Source organism: Blautia sp. BCRC 81119 (genome assembly GCF_003184505.1).
GTDB lineage: Bacteria > Bacillota > Clostridia > Lachnospirales > Lachnospiraceae > Blautia_A > Blautia_A fusiformis.
Genome location: NZ_QJHD01000008.1, coordinates 116871 through 132841, shown reverse-complemented (window position 1 = coordinate 132841; position 15971 = coordinate 116871). Strand labels below are relative to the sequence as shown.

Below are 15971 nucleotides of genomic sequence, written 5' to 3'. Positions count from 1 at the left end.
TGGATGATTATCTGCCTTGGAATCCTCTTGTAAAAGAATTCTGTCGATAACCGTTGACCTTTTAGTATAAAAGGCTGACGGTTATTTTTCTATACACTGTTTTATTTGACGCTTACAATCCAACGGTTTTCAGTGCTTTTTTCATATTACTTTATTGAATATCCCTCATTCTGCCTATATAAGTGAAACTTAGCGAAACTTAAATTAAATCTCTTTCAGACAATTCAATTTGGATATTCACCAACTGTGGATTATTTCTCAGTGCACCAGTTTCCAACTTACCGCCTTGCATCCACAAATCTCTTATAAATACCTTCCTGTTTCATTAATTGCTCATGTGTTCCCTGCTGTGCAATTCTTCCTTTTTCAACAACCGCAATCTGGTCTGCATGTCTGACTGTTTTTAATCTGTGGGCAATCATAATAATCGTTTTTTCCTTTGTAAGTGCATCTACTGCATCCATAGAATTCTGCAGAATCGCCTCGTTTTCCGGATCCGTGTAAGCAGTAACTTCGTTCCGATTAGCACAACCAGCGCAAACCCGCATAAAACCGGGACTTTTCAAAAATCTAAAGACAATTAAACCTCTCTATAATCACACCTGAAATGCCTTTTTCGTAAGTCTGCGACGAAAAAGGCATTTCTTTTTGCCCAAGGAAAGGAGGTGACGGGGTATATGCCATGATTAACAAAGATGAGCGCCGTGATGTGAGTATTCGCAAGCCCCGGCCATCTATCCGCAAGCAGCTTGCCGACAGCAAACAGGCCACCAGCCCGAAAAAGGCGGCGGCCAGAACCAAGAAAAATGAATTGGAGGTATGAGGAATGATGCACTTTACCGTGGAAGAAGAAAATTTGATCTGTATGTACCACAACGCAGACCGACGCAGGACGATAGGCAAGATCACCGCAGCCATGCCGGGTATGGACGGGGATAGGATAAAGTATTCGCCCACCTCTGCAAACGTGCGGGAGAAGCCTTGAAACTGGCGGTTATCAGCCCCGAAAGGCGTAGGTTACAGTCATTATTAGCCCCCGAAACAGGTACAGACGCGCAGCGGGTGTATCTGTTTCGGGGGTGTGCAGGTGATAGCCGCAAAGCGGCGTAAGAGGGTGCAGCCCTCTTGATCGTTATTCTTGTTCCAACGGGAAGCTCGGCAACGCTTCCATCAGCTTTAAGGAAATGTGCTGCCGCATATCCTCGTCAATGACTTTTTTCACTTTGCCGCCCGGCTGCCTGATCTCCACCGTGGAAAGCTCGTCGATGTAGTCCGCATAGTGGGCCAGCACCTTTTCTGTGGCCCACTTCTCACCGGCAACGGCGGCTTTGATTGTTTCATAGTCCAGCAGCTTTTCTTGTCCGTCCATCCTGATCCCCCCGTCAGATTGATTTTTTCCATGATACCATATCTGGGAGTATGGAGCCAGAGAAACCGGCGATTTTCTGCTGGTAAATTCTACACATTTAGAGCGGCACTATGGCGGGGATAGGATAAAACACTCACATACCCCGCCGACTATGCGGGAAAAACCTTGAAATATAGGGCTTTTTAAGGCCCTAAATGCGTAGGTTAGTGCTTTGTTGCGATATGCTCCACGGTTACGGTGTATTGTTCATATTCTGTTTTCGGGAATCTTTATGAAATCTTCAAAATTGCCCGGTATGCTATCCGTAGAATCAAAGAAAGGACTTGATTATATGGATATGATTTTGAAAACGACTGACCTCTGCAAAAATTTCAAGGGGCAAATGGCGGTAAACAATGTGTCACTGAACATCCGGCGCAACTCGGTTTATGGTCTGCTGGGGCCGAATGGGGCTGGCAAATCCACGATCTTAAAAATGCTCACCGGCATTTTGCGCCCCACATCGGGAAGCATCGAGTTTGACGGCCACCCGTGGAAGCGGAATGATCTGGAGCATATCGGTGCTTTGATTGAGATGCCCCCGCTTTACGAAAATCTGACTGCATACGAAAATCTCAAAGTCAGAACTACATTGCTCGGCCTGGACGATGCACGAATTAACGAGGTATTGCAAATTGTCCAGCTCACGAATACCGGCAAGAAACGGGCCGGGCAGTTTTCTCTTGGTATGAAGCAGCGGCTTGGTATTGCTATTGCATTGCTGAACAGTCCCCAGCTTTTGATTCTGGATGAACCGACTAACGGCCTTGACCCTTTAGGGATTGAGGAACTTCGAGAGTTAATTCGCTCCTTTCCCTGCAAAGGGATTACAGTTATTTTGTCCAGCCATATTCTGTCAGAAGTCCAGCAGATTGTAGATCATGTGGGTATCATTGCTGGCGGCGTCCTTGGATATGAGGGAGAGCTTCGCGCCGGTGAAGATTTGGAACAACTCTTTATGGATGTTATTCGCAGAAATGGTAAGGAGGGATATTAAATGGAGATGGCATATATTCAGGCAGAGAACCTAAAGCATAAGAGAACTTTCACAAAAACGCTGATCGTTCTGGCCCCGTTTGTAACTGCGCTTATGAACTTTTTTGCCCCTCTTTGGTTCCAGCTCAATTCTTATAATTGGTGGTATATCCTGCTTTATCCTGGATTCCTTACGCTCACCTGTGCCTTGATTGAACAGCGGGATAATGGCAAACTAAAATATCGTGCCGTTGCTTCATTGCCTGTTTCGCAGAACAAAGTCTGGAAAGCAAAAATTGGAGTGGCCGGTATTTATTCCTGTGTGGGGAATTTCATTTTCCTGGCGCTAAATCTGTTGGGCGGTTTTGCAATATTAGTTATCAACGAAATTCCCCTGACAATCGGAATTTGGCAGGCTGCGGCCGGAACAGCTTGTATTGTCATTGCAAGCCTATGGGAAGTTCCGCTGTGCTTATGGTTATCAAAAAAAGTTGGTATCTTTGTCACGGTTATTCTTAATGCCGGACTTGGAAGCGTTTTAGGGATTTTCACGGCTACAACCTCTTTGTGGATGATCTGCCCGTATAGCTGGGTGCCGCATCTTATGATTTCCGTGTTAGGTATTTTGCCTAATGGTGAGCCGGTTGCAGATCAGAGTACGGCAATGGCATTTTGGATGATTATACTTGTATTGGTCATTTCGCTGGCCTGGTTTGCGGCGCTGTCATTTTTAACTGCAAGATGGTTTGAGAAAAAGGAGGTGGGGTAACTATGGTATCTGTGGTTCGCTGTTGGAAAGCAGAATATCAGAAGTGTAAACATAGCATTTTGCTCTATATGCACAGCATGATTCCGATTATATGTGCGGCGATTTTTGCGGGTTACTATCATATATCCAGATGGGAACTGGCAACCAAAATCAGTGCCTATCTGGAAGTGCTGGCCGTTGCGTTCCCGTTTCTGATCGGCATTATTGTGGGCCTGGTTGTTCAGATCGAAAATCAGGCCGGGCATTATCAGCTTTTGTTGGGAACAATCCCATCTCGCATGGCAACGTATATTGGTAAACTTGGTTTTCTGATGATCTGTGCTTTTGGCGCAACATTTTTAGCGTTAGGAACATTCGCTGCACTATATAGGGATGCTCCGGCAAGCCTTTACCTGAAAGCAGGGATTCTATTGTTGATTACCATGCTTCCCATTTACCTGATTCATTTGTTTGTGGGAATGAGCTTCGGAAAAGGTGCATCTATGGGATTGGGAATTGCAGGGAGTTTAATAGCTGCCCTTATGATAACAGGGCTTGGTGACGCTACATGGAAATATATTCCCTGGGCCTGGGGCGTTCGTGCTATGGATTACACTGTGCTTGCATGGGATAGCCCCCAACTGTATGCACAGGTAAAAACCGATTTTTTCAGCGGTATGATTATTTCTGTATGCTGCACTGTTTGTCTGCTGATTGCCAGTTTGGTTTGGTTTCATGGTTGGGAGGGAGGTAAAAACAGTGAATAAAAAGTGCCTGTTTGCCGTGGTAATTATGCTTGTAAGTCTTATATGCTTATCGGCCTGCGGTGCGCTCCGCGATACCGCCGATAAAAATAAGGCGTTAAATGAATCTCTGCCGTATTATGAGCTGAACGCCGCAAACTATGATGAAATTTCATATAACGGCCTGACATATACCATAACGGATGAATGTCTTGAAATGTCAGAACTGCAAGAAGAAATCGGGCAGGTATCGAAACGCTTCAAAAATGTGGCGGGGGAAGATTTCAGTTTCGGCTACGTTTACAGTATTGTGAATGTGGATATAAGCAATGCCGTAGCTGTAAATATCAACAATGAATATCGGAAAGCTGACATTAAAAATAATGATGAGTAACCTCGACAATGTGGTATAATGGGGCGGGAGGTGATTTTTTGACCCACTTACTTGTAGTTGACGATGAAGTTTCTATCTTGGAATTGATTAAGAACAGTTTGGGGAAAGATGGATATTTGATAACAGTCTGTCAAAATGCGGATGATGTAGACATCAAAAAGCTGCATTTCTATGACCTCATTCTTTTGGATGTGATGATGCCTGGCACAGACGGGTTTGAGTTTTGCAAACAGATCAGGAATATGGTAGACTGCCCGATTCTCTTTCTGACCGCAAAGACATTAGAGGAAGATATATTGTTTGGATTGGGCATCGGTGCGGATGATTATATTACGAAACCTTTTCGTATTCAGGAGCTTCGCGCCCGTGTCGCGGCACATTTACGCAGAGAAAAAAGGGAGCATCACAGCACACTTTCATTTGAGCCTGATATAAGATTTGACCTTTCCGCAAAGGTACTGTATGTTTCAGAACAGCCGGTTCCCCTTACCAAAAGCGAGTATTCAATCTGTGAATACCTTGCGAAAAACCGGGGACAGGTTTTTACAAAAGAACAAATCTATGAAGCCGTTTTCGGGTTTGATGGAATAGGCGATAACTCTACGATCTCAACGCATATAAAAAATATTCGTGCGAAATTGGAGCATTTCAAAATAAGTCCGGTCAGCACCGTATGGGGGATAGGATATAAATGGGAGTGAAAAAGAAACCTACATTGAAAATATTGTTTCGCCAGTTTGCTATCTCCCTCATTGTCATGCTGGTAGCGGCAATTATTGTCCCTTCTGGTTTGGAGGGACTTGCTGTAAATGCTGGATTAGCTACAAGAGCAAATCTAAGTGAATTGCAGGTAAAAGAGATCATTCCAACGCTGACGATTGCCCCGGATATTACAAAGGTTGTGATTCCACAGGGATGCGGCTACTTAATTCTGGACAAGAACTTTAATGAGCTTTACAGCAATATGGACGATGATGAAAAAGAAATTGCCCTGCTGTACGCAAAGGGAGAATATATTGAATATGCTACGGGGAGGCAGTTTGCACTTGTTGTCCGGGAAAACGAATTTTGCGTTTTAAGGTATTATATTGGTTCTCAATTTACAGTGTCATGGCTACCGGAATATTTTCCATCTCCTGACACGCTTGCGTTTATCCTGATGGCTGTAAATTCGCTGCTGGTCATTATCATACTGACCGCCAGATTTGCTAAGAACCTGCGTACACAACTGACCCCGCTTTTTGAAGCAACTGCGGAGGTTTCAAAGCAAAACCTTGATTTTGAAGTAGGACACGCCAAAATCAAAGAGTTTGAAGATGTCCTTGCATCTTTTTCAGATATGAAAGATAATCTGAAAATTTCGTTAGAACGGCAATGGAAAACCGAACAGACACAGAAAGAGCAAATCGCCGCGCTTGCCCATGATTTGAAAACGCCTCTGACGGTTATTCAAGGAAATGCTGATTTACTCACAGAAACAAATCTTGATGATGAGCAACGATTATACGCTGGTTACGTCGTGGAAAGCTCCGGCCAGATGCAGTCATATATTCAAACCCTGATTGATATATCACGGGCGGCGGTTGGTTATCAGCTCCATATTAAAAGTATAGACTTGCCAGCGTTCATGCAGCACTTGTTCGGTTATATGGAATCACTATGCCGGACAAAAGAAATCCGGCTGCAAATGAATACTGTTTCACTCCCTCAAATGCTGAAATTTGATAGGGTGCTGATAGAACGTGCTATTATGAATGTTATCAGTAATGGGCTGGACTACTCCCCGCAAGGCGGAACGCTTTATGTGGATGTTCAGAGTAACAACGGTTTCGTGGAAATTTCAGTCACAGACGAGGGAACGGGGTTTTCTAAAGAGGCATTATGCCACGCACAGGAACGGTTCTATATGGGCGATCAAAGCCGCAATTCAAAGTTACACTTTGGTATGGGTCTATATATTACAAATTCGATTATGGAACAACATAATGGTCAGCTTATTTTAGAAAATTCAAAAGAAACCGGCGGCGCAAAGGTTACTATGAAACTTCCTTGCTGATTTTCCGATAGTGTAATGGACGTCTTTTATGTCCGTCCATTTTTCAAATCTTTATGGAATCTTCAAAAATTCCTCTTATCATGTATCTAAAGAAAAAACATCTGCCCAGCGGCAGAAAAGAAAAAAAACGCTGCTGGGCAGACCCATTTTCACGCTTAATTTACCTTTGCAGCTTTTTTACTGTCTCCCTGTCCAAGTGTCCTTGCAAGAAGTGCATTGGTTCCTACACCGGTTCCAATCCCCACTGCCACCATAAGCATCTGCACTGGAAATACCAGTGTCAAAGCATTTAGTGCTGTCTCACTGCCTGCTTTCATATTTCCCACAAATGCACTGTCTACAATGTTATAGACTGCCTGCAATGCCATAGATAGGATCATCGGGATTCCCATCTGGATCATCAGCTTATTTACCGGCATATCCTTCATCTTGTTGCTTTCCGCCATTTTGTTTTAACAAATGTAGCAAGAATTCTCCCACCTCTTCAGGTGGTGAGATGAATTGCACATCTGGGCATATCTGCTCAAAAAATCCCTATAGTACAAAAGAAACACTTGTTCTCCATCCCCTGATGTAGTATACTAAAAAAGAACAATTAGTTCATAAATACATATCAGTCGATAAAAGAAAATGAATGATAAATATAATGGAATTAGACAATAATTCCCATTCAGTATTTCTACTATACTATCACCTGGTGATGGTTATAAAATACAGAAGGTGAGAAGAATGAACCGCGCCGTAAAAATAAGGATCTATCCAAATAAAGAGCAGAAAGTCCAGATAGAGAAAACAATCGGCTGTAGCCGCTTTATCTATAACCAGATGCTCGCAGACAAGATCAGCTATTACCAGAAAGAAAAAAAGATGCTCCGGAACACACCGGCCGGATATAAGAAGGAATATCCCTGGCTGAAGGAGGTAGACTCCCTTGCCCTGGCGAATGTGCAGCTGCATCTGGAAAGTGCGTTCCGGAAGTTCTTCCGGGAACCATCCTGCGGATTTCCACGTTATAAATCAAAGAAGCATACAAGAAATTCGTATACGACCAATGCAGTAAACGGGAATATCCTTTTGCAGGATAGCCATCTGAAGCTTCCGAAGATGGCTGCCATAAAGATAAAACTCCACCGGCAGATTCCGTCAGACTGGAAGCTGAGATCCGTAACTGTGAGCCGTGAGCCATCCGGGAAATATTTTGCAAGTCTTTTGTTCTGCTGTGAGAACCAAACCGTGGAAAAAAGACCGGCAGAGAGATTTCTTGGGATCGATTTTGCCATGCAGGGAATGTGTGTATTTTCTACAGGAGAAAGAGCTGGGTATCCTATGTTTTACAGAAAAGCAGAGAAAAAACTTGCAAGGGAACAGAGAAAGCTCTCCCACTGTGAAAAAGGAAGCCGGAACTATCAGAAACAGAAGAAACGGGTAGCTTTATGTCATGAAAAGATAAAGAACCAGAGAAAAGATTTCCAGCATAAGCTCAGCAGGGAGCTTGCTGAAAGATATGATGCAGTATGCGTGGAAGATCTGAACCTGAAGGGAATGTCCGGAGGCCTGCATCTTGGGAAAGGCGTGCAGGATAACGGGTACGGGCAGTTTCTGTCCATGCTTGGATACAAGCTGGAAGAGCGCGGAAAACATCTTATAAAAGTAGACCGTTATTTTGCATCCAGCAAGATCTGCAGTGTATGCGGACATAAGAAAAAGGAACTAGCATTGTCGGATAGAATGTATGTCTGTGAATGTGGAAACAGGATGGACCGGGATGTGAATGCAGCAGTCAACATCCGGGAAGAAGGAAAAAGGATCTATAAAGAATGTGCCTGACGGCACAAGAAAAAAATCCGTAACCGGATAAACATAAAAAACAAAACCGCAGGACACGCGGGGATAGCCTGTTTTAGCTTTGCCCTAAAGGGCAATTGAGCAGGAAGCCCCCACTTCAAAATCGTAAGATTTAAGTGGTGGGAGCATGTCACCTCCTTTCTTTTTGGCACAAAAAAAGTGCGCACCCTGTCATATAAGCTGGACTTACGCTGACACGCTACACACTTTTTCATGACGATATTCATTTTTGTAAAATGAAAACGAGTAGCCGGTAAACTGGATTTACGCTTACTTGCCACTCGTTCCCTGTAATTATATTGCCTCTTTTTCAAAAAGTCAAACAAAATTTTATTCCATGCATCTGCCCTGTAAACCCTAGTTACTGTTCACTCCGTTCTCAGCAACACGCTTCGCGATGCACAGAATTTATGCTCCACTGTTTCCGTCAGCCCTTCCGACTTCATAAAGAAGAGTTCGTTTCCTGCTCAGGTTTCTCGATCCTGAGCATGCGATATCCAATTCCTATGTGCGTCTGGATATATTGTACACCGTTTTTTTCAAGCTCCAGTTTTTTCCGCAGTGTTGCCATAAAAACCCTGAGAGAAGCAACATCGTTTTCCGAGCAGCGTCCCCAGATCTGCTGAGTAATATATGTATGTGTCAATACTTTTCCAACATTACGGGATAAAAGGCAGAGCAGCTTATACTCAATGGGCGTCAGATGCAGTTCTCTGTCCTTCAAGAATGTGCAGCCAGCCGTGTAATCTATCTTTAATCCACCATTTTCAAAAACAGATGTTTCCGGCTGTTTTCCTGACTGCGTTATGGCAAGCCGCCTTTGGCTGACACGGATACGCGCAAGTAATTCTTCTACTGAAAATGGTTTTGTGATATAATCATCTGCACCCGCATCCAGTGCCTCTATTTTGTCCATATCTTCACTTCTGGCACTGATCACGATGATCGGCATATTCGACCAGGTACGGATTTTCTTTATTACCTCTACTCCTTCCATATCAGGAAGACCAAGATCCAGAAGAACGATATCCGGATTATGTGATGAAGCCTCCAAAATGGCTGAAGCCCCATTTTCTGCAGCCAGATATTTATAGTCATGTGTTTTTAAAGTGGTAACGATCAGGTTCCGTATGGGTCTGTCATCCTCAACCACCAGAATTAATGTCTTATTCATTTAATGTCACCTCGCTTAATGGTAAAGTAAAAGTAAAATTACATCCATGCGGAGCATGATCCGAAAGAACCAGTGTTCCATCGTGAGCTTCTATGATAGAGCGGCAAAGTGCCAGGCCAAGCCCCAGACTCCGTTGGCTGTCTGCAACGGTTGTTTTCCCTGTATAAAACATCTCAAAAATATGTGGCTTCATTTCATCCGGGATCCCGGGGCCGTTATCTTCCACGCTTACCTGTGCTTTCCCGGCTTTTTTGAACCCCCGAATGCTGATGACAGAGCCTGACGGCGTATATTTTATCGCATTATCGATCAAATTTACCAGAACCTGTATAATAAGATGCACGTCCATACGTGTAAGAACAAGTTCTTCACAGTCCGCCACTATCTTATACGCATCATGCTTCCGGCTGACATGCCGGAGTGACTCTGCTATTACCTCATCCAAAAGCTGATCCGTAAATTTAAACTTCAATCTTCCATCATTGAGCCTGGTAATGGAAAGCAGATTTTCCACAACTCCGATCAGCCACTCTGAATCCTCATGAATGTCCGTGTAGATCTGATACCTTGTAGCTTCATCCAGACGGTCACTGTTACTGAGAAGCATATCTGCATTTCCGGAAATAGAACAAAGCGGAGTACGCAGGTCATGGGAGATCGCCCGAAGAAGATCGCCACGCAGCTGCTCATTTTTTGCTAAAACCGCATTTTTTTCTTTTTCTATGGCATTTTGTACATTCTCCATTGCAAGTGCACATTCATTTATTACAGACAGCAGGATGCTGTATTCATAAGAGTCCAGTGTTTCTTTCTGCAGAGGGATCCCGATTACGCCATAAACATTATTCCCGCTTCGAATTGCCAGATATAAGCATTTTGCCTGTGAGAAATACTGTGTGGATGCGCCGGCACGCTGTCTGTTTTCATAAGTCCATCTGGCCGCCTGTTGTTCTTCCTGTGTCAGAAAATCCTCTGTGCTCTCTTTTTCCCCGGAAAAAAGCTTTCCTTCTGATAAAGTTCCATTTTCCACAACATATGCCGTGATGCTGCGGTTTAACAGGCGTATCAGCTGTGTACAGGTAACTCCGAGGATTTCTGTCTCACTTTTTGCCTTTTGCAGCAGACGATCCGTATCAAACAGAACCTGTGTGCGAAAGGCAATCTGTGAAGACAGCTTTGCATGCATTTTCAGCTTTGCCGCAAGGGTTCCTGTAAGTACGGATGAAATAAGCATTATGAAAAATGTCACCGGATATCCCACCGCATATGTCTCAAAAGACATCCTTGGCTCCGTCAGGAAAAAACAAAATAAGAATACACTTAAAAAGGAGCCTGCTACACTGCAAAGATAACCATCTGTCACGATGGAAGTGATCAACACACCCAGAATGTATATCGTTACAATATTCGTATCTGTAAAATCCAGCTTCTGAAACAGCAGGCCAATCAAAGTGCATACTGCAAATATAAAAACCGTCAGCAAGTAATCTTTTGCAGACGGTTTTTCCACATACCATGCAAATGGCCGTTTCGAACAGGTTCTGTTTTTTACTGTATCCTCCATTTTCAAGCTCATTCTCCTTCTGCTGTTGTTTACTGGAATTATATCACGCAGCAGTTCTGTGGTCAAAAATTTTTTCTTCATGGCAATGAGCTATATGCGGAAGCACTTCTGAAGAGCTCTGTATTCTCCTAATACCAGTAATTTATCATTTTCTGTAAAATATGTTTCCGGTGAAATTGCAATACTGAATTCCTCTTCATTTTTTACTGCCAGAATATTAATATTGTAGCGTTTTCTGATGTCAAGTCCACCCACTGTTTTTCCAACCCATTCTTCCGGCACTTCCACTTCAAAAATTGCATGGGAAGCATCCACCTCCATATAATCCAGGATATGATCATCTGTATAACGGATGGAGGCCCATTTTGCCACCTGCTTTTCCGGATAAACTACCTTATCGGCACCATTGCGTAAAAGAAATTTTTCCTGAACATCACGTTCAGCTCTGGATATCACCAATTTTGCACCCAGTTCTTTTAGAAGGGATGTTGTTTCAAGAGAATTTTGAAAGCTATCTCCAATGGTCACAAAACAAATGTCGTAGTTTCCAATTCCAAGGGACTGTAAAAATTCAGCATTGGTGCTGTCACCAATCTGAGCATTCGTCACAAATGACAGTACTTTGTCCACTCTTTCTTCCTTCCAGTCAACTGCCATAACTTCATGTCCCAGCTGATTGAGCTGCATGGCAATATGTCTTCCAAATCTTCCAAGTCCAATAAGCAATACATTTTTCATAATATTATTTTTCTCCTTCTTATCCAACTGTGATTTTTTCCAGAGGGAGCTTTGCATTTCCCTTATTTCTTCCGGAAAATACCGCATAGATCAGGGTCAGACCACCTACACGGCCCAGATACATCAGTATGATCAACACGACTTGTGAAAAAACATGAAGTTCCGGTGTGATTCCCAGAGTCAGACCTACCGTACCAACAGCTGAAGCAGCTTCGTACAGACAATCTAAAAGTGGAAGGCCTTCGTACACACTGATCGCTATTCCGCCGCCAAAGAACAAGGCAAAATATAACATGGCTATTGTCGCTGCATTTTTTATCACATGATATTCAAGTCTTCGCCCAAAAGCTCCTGCATTTTCCTGACTTCGAAATGTCGCAATTGCATTTAAAATAAGTACTGAAAAAGTTGTTGTTTTCATTCCACCTGCTGTAGATCCCGGTGAACCACCAATTAGCATTAACAGTATCATAACCGCTTTTGATGCCTCACTCATCTCTGAAATGTTTATAGTATTAAATCCGGCAGTTCTTGTCGTTACCGATTGAAACGCTGCTGCTAACAGGCGTTTTTCCATGGGTAATTTTGTCAGATCACAGATATAGAAAAAAACTGTCGGAAATAAGATCAGACATGCGGTAGTCATGAGAATGATCTTGCTTTGCATGCGGTAGCGTTTAAAGTTCAGTTTGTTTGTATAAATATCATCCCATGTGAGAAAACCGATTCCTCCTGTAATGATCAACAGCATAATTACCAGATTTATAAGTATATTTCCGGAATACCTAGTCAGCGATGGAAACATACTGGAATCTGTCCCCAGAATATCAAAGCCGGCATTACAAAAAGCAGAGATTGAATGAAAAACTGACATCCAGATTCCCTTTTTTCCATAATCTCCCATAAAAACCGGCAGCAGCAACACCGTCCCTGCAGCTTCGATCAAAAATGTTCCCCTCAAAATAAACCTTGTTAGTCTGACGATTCCTCCGACTTTTGGAGCTGAAATTGCATCCTGCATGGTGCTTCTTTGCATGAGGGATATTTTCTTTCCGGAAAGAAGGGAAACAGACGCAGCCACAGTCACTACTCCAAGCCCACCTATTTGTATGAGTGCAAGAATGATCGTCTGGCCTGCCAGGGACCAGTAGCTTCCAGTGTCCTTTACCACAAGACCTGTAACACATACCGCCGAAGTGGCTGTAAAAAGTGCCTCATGAAATGGTGTGATCACCTTCTCCGCAGAAGAAAATGGAAGCATCAGCAGAACGGTTCCCAAAAGGATCACTCCTGCAAACCCCATGATAATCAGCTGAAAAGATGTCATATGTTTTTTCTTATATGATTTTTCCGGCATAAATGATCAGAACTCCTTATCAATACTTTTAACAGTGCTATCCTCGTAATGCATTTTATTATATATAACTACTTTCAAAGATAGTATAAAAGTCTCTGCTTCCGTATTAAGATTTTATAAAGATATGATATTGAATTGAGAATTATTTTAACCGAATCAAGGAAATTCCCTGCTTCAATGATCCTAAGCATTACCTTAATACTACAGTTTTTAATTGTAAACTCATTTTATATTTGCAGTTGACATTCAATATTTCTATGTGATAAAGTGATACCCGTACAAAAAAACTCAAAAGGAAGGTATTGACATGAACACTGCATCATGCGAAAAAGAAGCTCCATCGCTTTCCAGAGATGAAGCCATTGCAATTTTAGATACTCCGGACGAAGAACTTGAGGCACTGATCGACCGTGCCAGCAGTTTACGTTACAAATATAAGGGAAACCGGGTAAGCATCCACATCCTTACCAATGCCCGCAGCGGTAACTGTTCCCAGGATTGTGCCTACTGTGCCCAGTCATGTCGTTCCACTGCCGATATTGATAAATACAAATGGGTAGATGAAGACAAATTATATCAGGACAATGATTTCGTAAATGATTATCATTTATCCAGACATTGTATCGGACTGAGTGGTATGAAATTTACAGATAAAGAGATCGAGGAGCTGGCCCGCAGGATCCGCAAAATGAAAGAACACGGAACTCATCTCTGCTGCTCCATAGGCTTTCTCACAGAGCACCAGGCAAAAATGCTCAAAGAGGCTGGTCTTGACCGGATCAACCATAATCTGAACAGCAGCCGTTCCTTTTATCATAACATCTGCAGTACACATACCTTTGACCAGCGTGTCCGGAACATCCATATGCTTCAGGGACTTGGTTTCGAGATCTGTAGCGGCGGTATCATTGGCATGGGTGAAAGCAAGGAAGACGTTGTTGACATGCTTCTGGAATTACGTGAGATCCAGCCGGAAGCACTGCCGATCAACTTTCTTCTTCCGATCAAGGGAACTCCTCTCGGAAATGCAGATATTTCCCAGCTGACAACCGAATACTGTATGAAGGTTCTCTGCCTGGCAAGACTTCTTGTACCTAAAGCAGATATCCGATGTGCTGCCGGAAGAGAAGTTTATTTTAAAGGCGAAGAAAAAAAACTGCTCAGTGTTGTAGACTCTATTTTTGCTTCCGGTTATCTTACAGAAGGTGGCCAGGGAATCGAAGACACTCTCAAAACCATTACGGATGCAGGATTCACCTATGAAATTGAATCTGCGTAAGCATCCTTCTGTACATATGACCTGTCATACACACTTACAGCATTTCATTGCTTACCCAAACCAGTAAATATATTACCTTTTTCAAAGGAGGCTCTTTCAATATGAATCAGACAAATACTGTCTCTGCACCACGTACAAAAACCTACGAGATCACCATGACCGCTCTTATGGCAGCTGTCACCTGTATTCTTGCGCCGCTGTCCATTCCGATCGGTCCGGTTCCGATCTCATTTACCAATCTTGCCATCTATCTGTCCCTGTATCTTCTCGGATGGAAAAAAGGAACCATCAGCTATCTGATCTATCTTCTGCTTGGACTTGTAGGTCTTCCGGTATTTTCCGGATTTACCGGCGGCCCTGCAAAGCTGGCCGGTCCTACAGGCGGATACATCATCGGCTTTATCGTTATGGCTGTTATTGCCGGACTGGTAATTGACAACTGCCATAAGCCTCTGATCCAGCTCGTTGGTATGATCGCAGGAACAATTGTATGCTATCTTTTCGGAACTGTATGGTTCTGCATCGTTGCAGATTCCACTTTCAAAGCAGCTCTTGGAATCTGTGTAATTCCGTTTATCCCGGCAGATCTCATAAAAATGATCATCGCCATGATCATCGGACCAATGATAAAGAAACGAATCCGATAAGCTGAAACTCTGATACTCCAAAAAAAGGCAGCAGGAAATGTTGGAAATTTCCTGCTGCCTCTTTATCGCGTTTCATTTTTCTTATCTGAGTTTTTTCTTCAGTTCCTGGATCAGTTCAAAATAATCTCTGTGCTTCATCTCCGGGAAAGCCTTAATGATTCTTCCCTGGCCGAATACCGTATGGTTTGTGATAGAGCTTGACAGCTCATCAAACTGTGCCTGAAGCTCCGCTTTCTTCATCCGAAGCATTTCGGCAGATTTTTCTCTCTGAGCCACAGTCGCATCTCTGAGCTCTGCCTTAGCAAGAGCAACCTGAACCTTTCCCTCTCCCACCTTCTGTGCTGTATCAATGGTAGTTGTTGCCAGAGTATCACTGAGCTTATCACTCACGATCCGCAGATCCGCACGTACCTTATCCAGTCGGGTAAGCTTCTTGTTCAGTCCGCGGATCACCGCCACTGTTACAATAAGATCAGCCAGATACACCGCATACAGAATTGCCATAACAACCCATTCCAGTGTGGAAGGTGTATGAGAAGCCTGACGCTCCACATACTTCTGAAAAACCTTTACGACCATCACAATGGCAAGTCCCCATATCAGGGAAAACTCAAGACAGATATAGCCGTGAAAATTCAGCGGCTTATTGGAATAATCCCACCATCTTGCATGAAAGCATACATCCAGAAGCCATCCGGCAACCAGCTCTACCGCAGTTGCAAGAACGATTCCAAACAGAAAGATCATTCCCTCACTCATCTGATGTCCGCCGCTCTGAAGCGTATTAAGCAATGCAAACACGGAAAGTACACCAAATCCGTACACCGGGCATACCGGACCGTTGAGAAATCCCCGGTTTATAACCTTTCCTAAGGTTACTGCATGGAAGATAACTTCAACGACCCATCCTCCAAAAGAATAAAACAAAAAATACAGACATATCTGAAAATACGTCATCCCGCAAATCATCCTGTACTCCTCCTTTACAGCTGTCAAGATTCCGGCAGCTATTTCAGGGGTCAGTACCATCACCTCTGCCGGGG

17 protein-coding genes and 3 pseudogenes are annotated in these 15971 nt (G+C 43.4%); 12 read left to right on the top strand and 8 right to left on the bottom strand.

The window, feature by feature from the left end; genetic code table 11:
* Nucleotides 1-258: 258 nt before the first annotated feature.
* Nucleotides 259-518 (bottom strand): annotated as a pseudogene (locus DMI82_RS06975) (ABC transporter ATP-binding protein); the annotation flags it as partial.
* 164 nt (nucleotides 519-682) lie between these two features.
* Here DMI82_RS06975 and DMI82_RS19730 point away from each other — a divergent pair.
* Complete coding sequence (locus DMI82_RS19730) at nucleotides 683-823, top strand: hypothetical protein (protein WP_021651320.1); 141 nt, start codon at nucleotides 683-685, stop codon at nucleotides 821-823.
* A gap of 3 nt (nucleotides 824-826) precedes the next feature.
* Nucleotides 827-985, top strand: a complete 159-nt coding sequence (locus DMI82_RS06970; RefSeq protein ID WP_110102918.1) for a transposon-transfer assisting family protein — start codon at nucleotides 827-829, stop codon at nucleotides 983-985.
* 147 nt (nucleotides 986-1132) lie between these two features.
* Here the strand turns inward: DMI82_RS06970 and DMI82_RS06965 are convergent, their stop codons facing one another.
* Nucleotides 1133-1369, bottom strand: coding sequence for a helix-turn-helix domain-containing protein (locus DMI82_RS06965; RefSeq protein ID WP_110102917.1), 237 nt, complete (start codon nucleotides 1367-1369; stop codon nucleotides 1133-1135).
* A gap of 331 nt (nucleotides 1370-1700) precedes the next feature.
* Here DMI82_RS06965 and DMI82_RS06960 point away from each other — a divergent pair, with 331 nt between their 5' ends.
* From DMI82_RS06960 to DMI82_RS06935, 6 genes are read left to right on the top strand one after another with little or no spacing between them, the layout of a single operon-like run.
* The gene (locus DMI82_RS06960; protein WP_173722862.1) at nucleotides 1701-2405 is read left to right on the top strand and encodes a lantibiotic protection ABC transporter ATP-binding protein; all 705 of its coding nucleotides are present in this window, start codon (nucleotides 1701-1703) and stop codon (nucleotides 2403-2405) included.
* Entirely contained in the window at nucleotides 2406-3152 is a 747-nt protein-coding gene (locus tag DMI82_RS06955; protein ID WP_008705323.1) for a lantibiotic immunity ABC transporter MutE/EpiE family permease subunit, read from the top strand.
* A gap of 2 nt (nucleotides 3153-3154) precedes the next feature.
* The gene (locus DMI82_RS06950; protein WP_025580193.1) at nucleotides 3155-3898 is read left to right on the top strand and encodes a lantibiotic immunity ABC transporter MutG family permease subunit; all 744 of its coding nucleotides are present in this window, start codon (nucleotides 3155-3157) and stop codon (nucleotides 3896-3898) included.
* Nucleotides 3891-4268 carry a NisI/SpaI family lantibiotic immunity lipoprotein gene (locus DMI82_RS06945; protein WP_242872530.1) on the top strand — a complete coding sequence of 126 codons (378 nt, stop codon included), beginning with the start codon at nucleotides 3891-3893 and terminating at the stop codon, nucleotides 4266-4268. The genes DMI82_RS06950 and DMI82_RS06945 overlap by 8 nt, the downstream gene beginning before the upstream one ends.
* A gap of 38 nt (nucleotides 4269-4306) precedes the next feature.
* Complete coding sequence (locus DMI82_RS06940) at nucleotides 4307-4969, top strand: response regulator transcription factor (protein WP_008705326.1); 663 nt, start codon at nucleotides 4307-4309, stop codon at nucleotides 4967-4969.
* Nucleotides 4960-6324 (top strand): sensor histidine kinase, encoded by a 1365-nt coding sequence (locus DMI82_RS06935; RefSeq protein ID WP_110102916.1) that lies wholly within the window; start codon nucleotides 4960-4962, stop codon nucleotides 6322-6324. Before DMI82_RS06940 ends, DMI82_RS06935 begins: the two co-directional genes overlap by 10 nt.
* A gap of 161 nt (nucleotides 6325-6485) precedes the next feature.
* Here the strand turns inward: DMI82_RS06935 and DMI82_RS06930 are convergent.
* Nucleotides 6486-6770: pseudogene (locus DMI82_RS06930) on the bottom strand (MATE family efflux transporter); the annotation flags it as partial.
* Nucleotides 6771-6970: 200 nt separating this feature from the next.
* On the opposite strand from DMI82_RS06930, the pseudogene DMI82_RS06925 reads away from it, so the two are divergent.
* Nucleotides 6971-7045: pseudogene (locus DMI82_RS06925) on the top strand (IS200/IS605 family transposase); the annotation flags it as partial.
* 8 nt (nucleotides 7046-7053) lie between these two features.
* Nucleotides 7054-8151: an RNA-guided endonuclease TnpB family protein gene (locus DMI82_RS06920; RefSeq protein ID WP_110102915.1), complete on the top strand. Its 1098-nt coding sequence runs from the start codon at nucleotides 7054-7056 to the stop codon at nucleotides 8149-8151.
* 460 nt (nucleotides 8152-8611) lie between these two features.
* Here the strand turns inward: DMI82_RS06920 and DMI82_RS06915 are convergent, their stop codons facing one another.
* The 4 genes from DMI82_RS06915 to DMI82_RS06900 form a co-directional block, all read right to left on the bottom strand.
* Entirely contained in the window at nucleotides 8612-9343 is a 732-nt protein-coding gene (locus tag DMI82_RS06915; RefSeq protein ID WP_110102914.1) for a response regulator, read from the bottom strand.
* Entirely contained in the window at nucleotides 9336-10907 is a 1572-nt protein-coding gene (locus DMI82_RS06910) for a DUF4118 domain-containing protein (protein WP_242981820.1), read from the bottom strand. Before DMI82_RS06910 ends, DMI82_RS06915 begins: the two co-directional genes overlap by 8 nt.
* 90 nt (nucleotides 10908-10997) lie before the next feature.
* A complete protein-coding gene (locus tag DMI82_RS06905; protein ID WP_021976055.1) occupies nucleotides 10998-11645 on the bottom strand; it encodes a potassium channel family protein in 648 nt (215 codons plus the stop codon).
* Between the two features lie 19 nt (nucleotides 11646-11664).
* Nucleotides 11665-13002: a TrkH family potassium uptake protein gene (locus DMI82_RS06900; RefSeq protein ID WP_110102913.1), complete on the bottom strand. Its 1338-nt coding sequence runs from the start codon at nucleotides 13000-13002 to the stop codon at nucleotides 11665-11667.
* Nucleotides 13003-13309: 307 nt separating this feature from the next.
* Between DMI82_RS06900 and bioB the strand changes: the two genes are divergently transcribed.
* Both bioB and DMI82_RS06890 read left to right on the top strand, forming a co-directional pair.
* Complete coding sequence (gene bioB, locus DMI82_RS06895; RefSeq protein WP_110102912.1) at nucleotides 13310-14281, top strand: biotin synthase BioB; 972 nt, start codon at nucleotides 13310-13312, stop codon at nucleotides 14279-14281.
* Between the two features lie 101 nt (nucleotides 14282-14382).
* A complete protein-coding gene (locus DMI82_RS06890; RefSeq protein WP_015527251.1) occupies nucleotides 14383-14928 on the top strand; it encodes a biotin transporter BioY in 546 nt (181 codons plus the stop codon).
* A gap of 81 nt (nucleotides 14929-15009) precedes the next feature.
* Here DMI82_RS06890 and DMI82_RS06885 read toward each other — a convergent pair whose 3' ends face one another.
* Nucleotides 15010-15897 (bottom strand): putative ABC transporter permease, encoded by an 888-nt coding sequence (locus DMI82_RS06885; RefSeq protein ID WP_021977018.1) that lies wholly within the window; start codon nucleotides 15895-15897, stop codon nucleotides 15010-15012.
* Between the last annotated feature and the right edge of the window lie 74 nt (nucleotides 15898-15971).

What these genes read in the sequence shown, in the direction of transcription:
- DMI82_RS06910 (WP_242981820.1), bottom strand. Translation starts at nt 10,907, where the DNA reads ATGGAGGATACAGTAAAAAACAGAACCTGTTCGAAACGGCCATTTGCA.
- DMI82_RS06900 (WP_110102913.1), bottom strand. Translation starts at nt 13,002, where the DNA reads ATGCCGGAAAAATCATATAAGAAAAAACATATGACATCTTTTCAGCTG.
- DMI82_RS06885 (WP_021977018.1), bottom strand. Translation starts at nt 15,897, where the DNA reads ATGATTTGCGGGATGACGTATTTTCAGATATGTCTGTATTTTTTGTTT.
- DMI82_RS06890 (WP_015527251.1), top strand. Translation starts at nt 14,383, where the DNA reads ATGAATCAGACAAATACTGTCTCTGCACCACGTACAAAAACCTACGAG.
- DMI82_RS06955 (WP_008705323.1), top strand. Translation starts at nt 2,406, where the DNA reads ATGGAGATGGCATATATTCAGGCAGAGAACCTAAAGCATAAGAGAACT.
- DMI82_RS06905 (WP_021976055.1), bottom strand. Translation starts at nt 11,645, where the DNA reads ATGAAAAATGTATTGCTTATTGGACTTGGAAGATTTGGAAGACATATT.
- DMI82_RS06935 (WP_110102916.1), top strand. Translation starts at nt 4,960, where the DNA reads ATGGGAGTGAAAAAGAAACCTACATTGAAAATATTGTTTCGCCAGTTT.
- DMI82_RS06915 (WP_110102914.1), bottom strand. Translation starts at nt 9,343, where the DNA reads ATGAATAAGACATTAATTCTGGTGGTTGAGGATGACAGACCCATACGG.
- DMI82_RS06960 (WP_173722862.1), top strand. Translation starts at nt 1,701, where the DNA reads ATGGATATGATTTTGAAAACGACTGACCTCTGCAAAAATTTCAAGGGG.
- DMI82_RS06965 (WP_110102917.1), bottom strand. Translation starts at nt 1,369, where the DNA reads ATGGACGGACAAGAAAAGCTGCTGGACTATGAAACAATCAAAGCCGCC.
- bioB (WP_110102912.1), top strand. Translation starts at nt 13,310, where the DNA reads ATGAACACTGCATCATGCGAAAAAGAAGCTCCATCGCTTTCCAGAGAT.
- DMI82_RS06920 (WP_110102915.1), top strand. Translation starts at nt 7,054, where the DNA reads ATGAACCGCGCCGTAAAAATAAGGATCTATCCAAATAAAGAGCAGAAA.
- DMI82_RS19730 (WP_021651320.1), top strand. Translation starts at nt 683, where the DNA reads ATGATTAACAAAGATGAGCGCCGTGATGTGAGTATTCGCAAGCCCCGG.
- DMI82_RS06970 (WP_110102918.1), top strand. Translation starts at nt 827, where the DNA reads ATGATGCACTTTACCGTGGAAGAAGAAAATTTGATCTGTATGTACCAC.
- DMI82_RS06950 (WP_025580193.1), top strand. Translation starts at nt 3,155, where the DNA reads ATGGTATCTGTGGTTCGCTGTTGGAAAGCAGAATATCAGAAGTGTAAA.